The sequence below is a fragment of the Scandinavium sp. NPDC088450 genome (genome assembly GCF_044900545.1).
In the GTDB taxonomy this organism is placed as follows: domain Bacteria; phylum Pseudomonadota; class Gammaproteobacteria; order Enterobacterales; family Enterobacteriaceae; genus Scandinavium.
Genome location: NZ_JBJDNI010000018.1, coordinates 27374 through 39564 on the forward strand (window position 1 = coordinate 27374; position 12191 = coordinate 39564).

The window sequence follows — 12191 nt, forward strand, 5'->3', positions numbered from 1 at the left end:
CCCCGTTATTAACAGCCGCAAATTAAATAGTTTGGCCGACATTTTTTATTTATTCCAGAATATATCATGTAATCAGCAACTCTACTTATTATGAGTTATTTATTACCGCTATTTCATCACGACCGTGATCGCATAAAAACAGCCAGTACCAAAAGGAAAATACGATATTCATCACAGTTATCGGCCGTGCAAATCATTAGCCATGGTAATCATTCTCATTATGGCATTGTCTGTTTCGATTTTGGTTGTGGCAGTCATAAACTCTATATTTCAAGCAATTAAACTCAAACTCTCTCAGGTTTAACCACCCTGACGCCAACAGACAGGTCAGATGACCACAACCCTCAGGGACTAAAAATTCACTTTTGCTAAACCGAAGTTAACCCTTGCTTAATTTGCGCATTCTTTTGTTCCTGTCTATATCATGAATAGCACGTTACGAAATTAAACCGATAAAAAATAGGGGTTTTTATCTTAAGGTAAATTATCCAGCTTAAACACAGCAACCCTTTTTATTTTCTGCTTTCACGGGCAACGGACTCGCTCGCTTAAAATTTACGATAAGGGCTATCCCATTTAAGGCATTAACTGCGAATACGTTTATCGGCGATGCACAGCCTTGCTCGCAAAAACGATAACACCACTTTCTTTGAATGGAGTGATAACCATGCGTCCTGTTTCCATTATTTCTGAATTGACTGGCGTCACCAGCAATGTTGAAGCATCTGAAGTTACCCTCACCTCACCTTCCGTTGTGAAGTTACAGCTTGAGCGCTCAGATATCGCCTCGATAACACGAACCGGGCAGGACATGGTTATCAAGCTCAATTCGGGCGAAACCATCACCCTCAAAAACTTCTACGTTGAAAATTCACAAGGCGCGAATCATCTGGTGCTGGAAGACAGCCATGGCGCACTGTGGTGGGTAGAAAATCCCGGCGAGGGCCTGCATTTCCAGCAAATAGATAACCTCGACGGCTTCATGATTGCCGACGGCCATTCTGAAGGCGGAGCCATCTGGCCCTGGGTTCTGGGCGGTGTCGCGGTAGCAGCAGGGATTGGCATCGCTGCCGGTGGTGGTGGCGGTGGTGGCGGCGGATCGGATAACAAATCCAGCGGCGGCGATAACGGCAGCGGGAATGGCAACAATGGAAATGGCAACGGCAACGGCAACGGCAACAATGGAAATGGAAACGGTAATAACGGGAACGGAAACGGTAACAATGGCAACGGAAATGGTAACGGCGACACCACGCCACCTAATGCGCCAACCAACCTGGCCGTTTCTGCTGACGGCAAAACAGTCACCGGTAACGCTGAACCTGGTAGCACCGTTGAGGTAAAAGATCCGAACGGCACCGTCATTGGCAAAGGCACGGCTGACAGCAGCGGCCACTTCAGCATTGGCGTTACGCCCTCACAGCTCGACGGCGAAAAACTGACGGTTGATGCCACTGACAAAGCCGGAAATACCGGCCCTTCTGCCTCCGTGACGGCACCGAACGTGGCATTGCCGGAAACCCCGGTGATCACTTCCGCCGTGGACGATCACACTTCAGCGCCGCTCAGCAATAACCAGTATACCAACGACAACACCCCAATTCTGAAAGGCACCGGGACGGTAGGCAGCACCGTTCATATATTCTCCGATGGTCACTTGCTGGGTTCCGCAGTGGTCGGCAGCAATGGCACATGGAGCTTCTCGATTACTTCGCCGCTCAGTGAAGGCGCCCACTCTTTCACGGCCATTGCCTTTAACATTAAAGGCCACAGCATTGAATCCACACACTTTAACTTAACGGTCGATACCGTCGCGCCGGATGCGCCACAGCTCACCGGGGTCAATGATGATGTCGGGTCGATTGTCGGCAATTTGCAAAACGGATCGGTCACCGATGACGCCAAGCCAGTCTTCAGCGGGAAAGGGGAAGTGGGCGATACCATCACCGTGCGTGACGGTCAGACCGTGCTCGGCACGACAACTGTCGATGCCAACGGCAACTGGACGTTCACGCCTTCACAACCGCTGAGCGAAACCTCGCACACCATCACCATTACTCAGACGGACAAAGCGGGGAACGTCAGCCAGGTAACGACGGCCCCAACCTTTACCGTTGACACCACGCCGCCCAATCCTGCGCATATCTCCACGGTCTCTGAAAATGGTGCCACCGTCACCGGGACCGCAGAAGCAGGCAGTACGGTGACTATCTATGACGGCAATAATGTCCTGCTTGGCACTGCACTGGTGGGCAACGACGGGCAATTTACCATCACCCTGAACCCGGCGAAAACGCACGGCGAACCGCTGGAAGCACGCATTCAGGATGCCGCAGGTAACGTAGGGCAGCCGACAGACTTTGACGCGTCCAACTCCGGCTTCCCAAGCCAACCCGTGATTGTCACCATCAATGACAACGTCGATCCCGTCCAGGGAAATGTCTCTGCTGGCGGCTTCACCAATGACAATACGCCAACGCTGAGCGGCACCGCAGAGCCTAACGCGTTTATCACCGTCAGCGACAAAGGCGTTATTCTAGCCCCTGTCGTTCAGGCTGATGCTAGCGGCAACTGGAGCTTTACCCCTATTCCAGCGTTGGCGGATGGCGATCATATCTTTACCGCCACGGCCAACAACGGCACAGGAACCAGTGCGCCTTCGGCTTCTGTCACGATTAATGTCGACATCCAGATTCCTGTGCTCGACCATGTTGCGGTCGCCAATCAGGGCCAAACCGTAACCGGCCATACCGAAGTGGGCAGTACCGTTGTGGTTAAAGATGCCCAGGGCACCCAACTGGGCACTGGCACAGCGGACCAGAACGGCAACTTCTCCATCACCCTGAGCTCGCCAAAAACCAACGGCGAAACCCTGATAGTCAGCGTCACTGACCGCGCCGCTAACGTCGGCATCCCCGACACTATCGTTGCCCCTGATACCACGCCTCCTGCTGCACCTACCGGTCTTCAGGTGACCGCCGATGGCATGAACGTAATTGGTCAGGCGGAGCCGGGCAGCATCGTCACCATTACCGACAGCAGCGACCATGTTTTGGGTACCGCGCAGACCAACCCAAGCGGCAACTTTATCGTGCCGCTCGACACACCGCAGTTAAACGGTCAGGGTTTGTTGGCGACAGCCGCCGACGCCGCCCACAACGTCAGCCAGCCTTCCAGCGTTGTCGCACCGGACAAAACAGCGCCTGATGCACCGGATCATCTGCTGGTGAATGGCACCGGTACGCAATTGACCGGCCATGCTGAACCGGGCAGCACCGTCACCGTTAAAGATCCTGAAGGCCATGTGATTGGCACCGGCAAGGCCAGCAGCACCGACGGCCAGTTCACCATTACTCTTGCCCCTGCCCAGGACAACGGCGAACATCTGTCTGCGACGGCTACCGATCTGGCAGGCAACGTGAGTGCGCCAGGATACGCAGATGCACCGGACATCACCGCGCCCGATCAGCCTGTGATTCTCGATGTGGTCGATGATGCCCCGGAGATCCTCGGCTCAGTGCTCGATGGAAAAACCACCAACGACGCAACACCGACGCTCTCTGGTACAGCTGAGATCGGCTCGACGGTGACGGTGCTGGATAACGGCACCCCGCTGGGCACCGCAACGATGGACGCCTCGGGTAACTGGACTTTCACCCCTTCTCCCCCGCTGTCCGAAGGCAGCCATCAGTTTACAGTGATCTCAACCGATGCCGCCGGTAACGCCAGCACAGCCTCAGCGCCGTGGACAATCGTGGTCGATACCGTCGCGCCGCAGGTGCCCGCGATAACCCTGGTCAATGACGATGCGCCAGCTCTGATTGGTGCGGTCGCTAATGGCGGGTTAACGAACGACAGTACCCCAACCGTTAGCGGTACCGGCCAGCCAGGATCCACCGTCCATCTGATGGATAACGGCAGTCCTGTGGCGGACATTACCGTCAGCCCGTCCGGCACCTGGAGTTACACCTTCACGACCCCGCTGACCGGGCCGAACCATTCGCTGACCGTCAATGCCAGCGATAACGTCGGCAATACCTCGGCAGATTCAGCAGCCTGGACATTCACGCTGGACACCACCCCGCCGGGCGCACCGGTGATGGTCGTCACCGACACCGGGGGGATCGTGCTGGATTCTGGCGATCTCACCAATGACACCAAACCGGGCCTGACCGGCACCACAGAGATCGGCTCAACCGTCACGATTTACGATAACGGCAAGGAACTCGGTCAGGCGACAGTGGACGCCAGTGGCAACTGGACTTTCACCCTGCCGGTCGGTTTCGGCGATGGCCCTCACGTTCTGACGGCCAATGCGACCGACGCCGCAGGGAACGTCAGTCCTGATGCGACGTTCACCCTGAACGTAGATGCCACCGCGCCCGATGCGCCTCAGGTCATCTCTGCCACCATCATTCTTGAAACCGACCCAGTCCCTCTGGCGAACGGCAGTATCACCAACCAGACCGAACCGGTGCTGAATGGCACCAGTGAAGCCAATGCCACCGTCACGTTGTATAACAACGGTAACCCTATCGCCACGGTCCAGGCTGACGACCAGGGCAACTGGAGCTACCCGCTTGATACCCCGTTAATCCCCGGTCTGAACGTGATCACCGCTACCGCGACAGATGCCGCGGGTAACGTCAGCCCACCGTCGGGTGTCTTCTCCATCACCATCGATCTTGTCGCCCCTACCACCCCGGTCGCCCCTCTGGTGGCGGATAACGAAGCACCGGTGGTCGGTTATGTAGCCAACAACGGCTTCACCAACGACACTACGCCAACCTTTAGCGGCACCGGCGAAGTCGGCAGCACTATCACGCTCTACAACGGGGTGACTTATCTCGGCTCCACTGTCGTCAACCAAAGCGGCACCTGGACGTTCACCCCGTCCTCACCGCTGACCAACGGAACCACCTACTCCATCACCACCACGGAAACCGATCTGGCGGGCAACGTCAGCCAGCCGTCGCCAGCAGCCGTCTTTACTGTCGACACCACAGCTCCCGACGCACCACTTATCAGCTATGCCGCTGATGACGTAGGAGCCGAGCAGAGCAACGTGCTGAACAACGGCGCGACTGATGACAACCTGCCTGTGCTGCACGGTACGGCGGAAGCTGGTAGCACCGTTGCTATCTACAACGGGTTAACGCTGGTCGGCACCGCTGTTGCAGACGGAGGCGGCAACTGGAGTCTGGCGATCACCACCCCGCTGGCTGATGGCACCTATAACTTTACGGCAGTCGCGACTGACAAAGCGGGTAACGTGGGCAGCACCTCGCCAACGTTCACCATCGACGTTGAAACCACCATCCTGCCACCGACGGTGACTGAAATCCTCGATGACAAAGGCCCGGTCACCGGCCCGGTCGTCAACAACACATTCACTGATGACCAGACGCTGCTGATCACCGGTACCGGGGAAGATGGCACGACGGTCATTATCTATGACCACGGTTCGCAAATTGGCACCGCTCTGGTAACAGGCGGCACGTGGTCCTACACCACCAGCGCGCTGACGGAAGGCAGCCATAGCCTGACGTTTACCGCCAAAGATGCGGCAGGCAACGAAACCACGCCGGACACTCCAGTGACCTTCACGGTGGATATCACGCCACCGGATGCGCCAACAGTGAACCCACCTCTCGACGGGGTGACAGTCACGGGCACCGCCGAAGCCAATGCCACCGTCTTTATCAAAGACGCAGAGGGCAATGTGATAGGCACCGGGCTCGCCTCACCGACAGGTGATTACACCATTACCCTCACCACTCCTCAGGTTGCAGGTGAAAACCTGGTGGCGATTGCCCAGGATCAGGCTGGCAACCAAAGCCCCGGTACCACCTTCAGCGCCTTTAACGAAGGCGATCTACCCAACGCCCCGGTTATCGTCACTGTTGATGATGACATCGGCAGCATTCAGGGGCATATCGCCGCGAATGGCAGCACCGATGACACCACTCCAACGCTAAACGGCACAGCGGAAGCAGGGTCAACAGTGCATATTTACGTTAATGGCGGCACCACCGAAATCGGCAATGCCCTTGTTGACGGCAGTGGCAACTGGACGTTTACCGTTCCTGCCGGGCTGGCGTTAGGCGAAGGAAGTTATACCTTCACAGCAACAGCCAGCAAAGGACCAGAAGAAGGCAGCCCCTCCGCGCCGTTCACCATTAACGTCGATCTCAGTGCGCCAGTAGCGCCAACGATCCTCACCGCTACGGATGATGTCCCAGGCAACGTCGGTACCATTGGCAGCGGAACGCTGACCAACGACGCGCGGCCAACGCTGAACGGGATCAGCGAACCGGGCTCGACGGTGACTATCTTCGATAATGGGATCAAAATTGGCACCGCAACCGCCACGGCTGGCGGCACCTGGAGCTTCACCCCGTCGAGCGATCTGGACAGTATCTCGCATGTCTTTACCGCGACAGCCACCGATGCCGCAGGCAATACCAACGGCGTCTCCAATAGCTTCACGCTGAACATTGACGCCGTGGCACCTGGCGTGCCAGCCATCACCTACGTGGCGAATGACAATGGTTCACAGCCGATAGTCCTCACAGCAGGTCAGGCAACCAATGACACCCAGCCACTGCTGAAAGGCAGCGCCGAAGCGGGAAGCACCGTCAGTGTTTACGATGGCACCACGCTGTTGGGCACCACTGTCGCTGACGGCTCTGGCAACTGGACGTTCACCTTCCCGATCGGCACCACACTGTCTAACGGTAATCACAGTCTGACGGTCACCGCGATGGATGCCGCAGGCAACACCAGCGTGCCTTCCAGCGCCTTCCCGATTGTCATTGACACCGTAGCACCGGCCACGCCGACGTTACTGGTTGTCGCTGACAATCAGCCCGGCATTGTTGGGCCACTGGTCAGCGGCCAGATGACCAACGACACTGAGCCAACCCTGAGCGGGCGCGGTGAAGCCGGTGCGACCATCACGATATTCTCCGACGGCAACCCTGTCGGCACCGGAGTCGTTGATCCGACCGGCACATGGCTTGTCAGGCTCACTACCCCGCTGACCGATGGCCCACACGTGCTGACGGTGAATCAAACCGACCCGGCAGGCAACGTCAGTGCCAGCACCAGCGGCTTCACGGTTAACGTCGATGCCTCAGCACCTGGCGCACCGATCATCACCGCAGTGGGAGATAACACTGCGCCAGTGATTGGCGTTGTGCCGAACGGCGGCTCCACCAACGAAACGCACCCAACGATCAGCGGGACAGGGGAAATCGGTTCGACGATCACCCTCTATAACGGATCAACCGTACTGGGCACAACCACCGTGAACGCGCTGGGGAGCTGGACCTTCACCCCGAGCACTGCGCTCACACCGGGCACATGGAATATCACCGCGACGGCAACAGATACCGCTGGCAACACGGGCGTCGCCTCGGATGTTCGTACGTTTACCGTGGATACCAGTGCGCCAAATGCTCCGGCGATTACCACGGTGTTTGACGATCAAGGCCCGTCGACGGGGAATCTCAGCAACGGCAGCGTGACCGACGACACCCGTCCGGCGATCAGCGGCACCAGCGAACCCAATGCCACCATCAAGCTGTATGACAACGGCAACCCGCTCGCAACCGTCACTGCCGATGGAACCGGGGCGTGGAGTTACACCCCAACTGCCGATATGGCGCAAGGTAACCACGTCATCACCGCCACAGCGGCCGATGCGGCAGGCAACCTGAGCGCCGCGTCTGGCAGCTTTAGTTTCGTGGTCGACTCACTGGCTCCTCTGGCGCCTGTCATCACCTCGCTCACGGATGATGTTGCTCCTGTCGTCGGTCCTGTCCTGATTAACGGCACCACTAACGACAACACGCCGACACTGAGCGGCACCGCAGAAGCGGGGGCGACGGTCAGGATTTACGACACCAATAACGTCCTGGTCGGCACCACCACGGCGAATGCTTCAGGCAACTGGACGGTCACCACGTCCACACTCGGCGATGGCCCTCATTCGCTGACCGCGAAAGCCACCGACGCGGCGGGCAACATCAGTACATCGTCGCAGCCGTTCGGGTTCACGGTGGATACCGCCATTCCTGTTGCGCCAACGCTGACATCGGTCACTGACGATGTGGCGGGCGGCGCGCTGGGCGCACTGACTAACGGACAGCTCACCAACGACAATCTGCCAACCCTGACCGGCACAGCAGAAGCAGGCAGCACCGTCAGCATTTATGACGGTTCAACCCTGCTTGGTACCACTGTTGCGACCGGAGGCACCTGGACATTTACGCCGGGTACAGCGCTGGCAGATGGTTCACACACGCTGACCGTGACCGCAACGGATGCTGGCGGGAATATCAGCCAGCCAACCACCGGCTTCACCATTGTGGTGGATGCTACGGCTCCGGTGACGCCAGTCATTACCAACATCGTGGATGACGTGCCGAACATCGTCGGTAACGTGGGCAACGGGCAGTTCACCAACGACTCACTGCCAACGCTTAACGGCACGGCGGAAGCCAACAGCACCGTCAGAATTTATGATGGCGCAACGCTCGTCACCACCGTCACAGCCAACGCATCAGGCGCATGGACATGGACGCCAACAACCGCGCTGTCGCAAGGTGTTCACACCTGGACCGTGACGTCTACTGACGCAGCGGGCAACCTCAGTGCAACGTCTACGGCTGCCGGGATCATCGTGGACACCGTGGCTCCGGGCGCGCCTTCAGGCCTGACCATGAACGGAACGGGGACGCGAGTCACCGGTTCGGCGGAAGCCAACAGCACCGTCACCATCACCAGCGCCACAGGCACCGTGCTTGGCACAGCGACCGCTGATGGTACTGGCGCATTTACGGTGACGATTTCCCCGGCGCAAACCACCGGGCAAGCGCTGCTGGCCTTTGCTCAGGACAGAGCGGGCAACGTGGGCGTTTCCGTCGGCTTTACCGCGCCAGACACCCGAGTACCGGATGCCCCCACCATCACCAGCGTAGTGGATGATGTGGCGGGTGGCGCAGTCGGCCAGTTGACCAGCGGACAGCTGACCAACGATGCCATGCCAACCCTGAGCGGTACCGCGCAGGCAAACTCGACTGTGACTATCTACAACAACGGCGTCGCGGTAGGCACCACCACGGCGAATGGCAGCGGAGCCTGGACATTCACCCCACCGGCGAACGTCACCGAAGGCGCTCATGCGTTCACAGCAACCGCCAGCAACGCCAACGGTGCAGGTAGTCCATCCGCCCCGTTCAGCGTGATTGTTGACACCACTGCACCAGCGGCACCGGGAATTGCTATCAGTGCAGACGGTAGCGTGCTCAGCGGCACGGCGGAAGCGAACAGCACCATCACCATTACGCTGCCAAACGGCGGGGGCACACTGACCACCACCGCAGGCAGTAACGGCAGCTGGAGCCTGACGCTGCCGGTGCGCCAAATCGACGGTCTGTCGATTTCCGCAACGGCCACGGATGTCGCCGGGAACACCTCCGGGCCAAACTCGGTCCTTTCGCCTAATTTGCCGCTTTCCGCGAACGACAACATCACCAATCTGGCGCTGACCTCTGACGCCACCACCACCACCGAGCACCTGACGGATTACGGCTTGCTGCTGGTTGGTGCGCTGGGGAACGTGGCCTCGGTGTTGGGTAACGACACGGCTCAGGTACAGTTCAGTATTGCCAACGGCGGGTCCGGTGATGTGACGATCGACGCGGCGGCGACAGGGATCGTGCTGTCGCTGCTCTCCACTCAGGAGATCGTCATTCAGAAATACGACACCGCGAGCGGATCGTGGCAGACCTTTATCAATACCGGGGTGGGCGATTTTGCCAACCTGCTGACACTGACTGGCAGCGGCGTACGGATCAGCCTGACCGGGCTGACGGGCGGCGACTATCGCGTCCTGACCTACAACACCAGCCTGCTGGCGACCGGGTCTTACACCAGTCTGGATGTCGACGTACAGAAAACCAGTGCAGGTACCGTCAGCGGGACCACATCGCACATTGGTAACGTGATAACCGATCAGGATGCGGGCGGCGGTCAGGACAACGCACCAACCGGCACCCTGCTCACCAAAGTCACCAACGCGAACGGCGATTCGGTCACGGTTGGGGCGGGCGGCGCAGATATTGTCGGGCTGTACGGCACGCTGCATATCAACCAGAACGGCAGCTACACCTACACCCTGACCAACACTTCAGCCGCCGTACTCGGCCACAAAGACAGCTTCACCTACACCATCACCCAGGGCGGTATCAGCGATTCCGCACAGTTGGTGGTGACGCTGGGCCCAACCCCACCAGCCAGCAGCGTCGTTGCCGCAGACAACAGTGCTTCGCTGGTGTTTGATACTGATGTCACGTCCATCAATAACGGCGCGTCGTCGCAATCGGGCTTCACGGTGGTCGGCGTCGGGCTGGGCAGTGTGCTGAGTCTTGATGTGCTTGCCAACATGACTAACCCGATTAAATTCGACGTCGAGGATGGCAGCACCCGCACCATGACGCTGCAATCGTCAGTCGGCGGGGTGGCGCTGGCTTCCACCTTTGACCTCTACATTTACCGCTTTAACGACCTGACTCAGCAGTATGAGCAGTACAAAGTGCAGAAAGGCTGGCTGAACGCCCCGCTGATAGGCGGCCAGTCCAGCCAGTTGACCCTGACGTTGCCGGGCGGGGAATACCTGTTCCTGCTCAACACCGCCAGTGGGGTAACCGCGCTGACGGGCTACACGCTGAACATTCTGCAAGACCACACCTATGCGGTCGACAGCATTACCGCCAGCACCACCGGCAACGTGTTGACCAACGATGTGGTGCCTGCGGATGCGCACATTACCGACGTGAATGGCGTGGCAGTATCAGCCACCGGAACCACCACTATCAATGGGCTGTACGGCACGCTGACCATTGATGCCAAAGGCAATTACACCTACACCCTGAAAAGCGGTGTCGGGGCCGACAGCATCAGTACGCCAGACAGCTTCGTCTACACCGTGAAAGCGGCAAACGGCGACACGGACAGCGCCTCGCTGAACATCACCCCAACGCCGCAAGTGCTCAACGCGGTGGATGACAACAGCGCCGTCATGGCCTTCACCACGGTGCAGGATACCGTCGCGCTGCCTTCCACTAACGTGGGGCAAGCGAAATGGAATACGGCTCTGCTCAGCGGCACTTCCGGTAGCGGCAGCGGCACGTTTGTGGTTGACCCGAACAGCGTACTGAAAGGCGCAACGCTGCACTTTGACGTGGCCTCGGGTCTGGCGCTGGGTGGTCTGTCTGTTGGCTGGACGCTGACCCTGAACGGCAACACTGTCGCCAACGGTAACTTCAGTGGTTCCGCCTTGTTGGGGAACAGCATTGACGTCGCCCTGACAGGGAAAGAGCTGGTGGCAGGCACTTACACCCTGACAGTCAACGGCAGCATCGGCGCGTTGTCGCTGGGAACCGTCACCATCACGCCGTCAATCAGCGGCACGACGTATCACCTCGACACGTTCGACAGCAACACTGCCAACGTTCACGGCAATATCTTTGACGGTACCGATGCGGCAGGTGCGCTGGATCAGCTCTCCACCGTTCACACCACCCTGACCGTGAATGGCTTCGGTGGCAGCAGCGGCACGCTGAATCCAACAGGCAGCACCAGCAGCATGACGATTCAGGGCCATTACGGCACGCTGACCATGAACCTCGACGGCTCGTACACCTACGCCCTGAAAGCCGGTGTCACCGTCGCCTCGATGACCAGCAAGGAGACTTTCACCTACACGCTCAATGATCAGAACGGCCACACCGACACGGCCACGCTGACCATTAACATGAATCCGCAGATTGCGAGCACTAACCAGCATGATGTCATCAACGGCTCGGCTTATGGCGACACGCTGATTTACCACATGCTCAACACTGCGGATGCCACGGGCGGCAACAACAGCGACAACTGGACCAACTTCAGCCTCGCTCAGGGCGACAAAATTGACCTGCGCGAACTGTTGACCGGTTGGGATCATCAGGCCTCGACGCTGGGGAACTTCGTCAAAGTCACCACCAACGGTACGGACACCGTCATCGCGATAGACCGCGACGGGACGGGTTCAACCTACAACTCAACCACGCTTATCACCCTTAACAACGTGCACACCACGTTCGATGAACTTGTTCAGCAGAATCACATTATTACCGGCTAGG

At 58.4% G+C, this 12191-nt stretch carries 1 protein-coding gene; it reads left to right on the forward strand.

Going from position 1 to position 12191, the window contains the following annotated elements:
- Positions 1–667 precede the first annotated feature (667 nt).
- On the forward strand, positions 668–12190 hold the full coding sequence (locus tag ACI2I2_RS15975) for a BapA/Bap/LapF family large adhesin (protein WP_404658771.1): 11523 nt from the start codon (positions 668–670) through the stop codon (positions 12188–12190).
- The last annotated feature ends 1 nt before the right edge of the window (position 12191 follow it).

Coding starts and splice junctions, on each gene's coding strand:
- ACI2I2_RS15975 (WP_404658771.1), top strand. CDS start 668: ATGCGTCCTGTTTCCATTATTTCTGAATTGACTGGCGTCACCAGCAAT.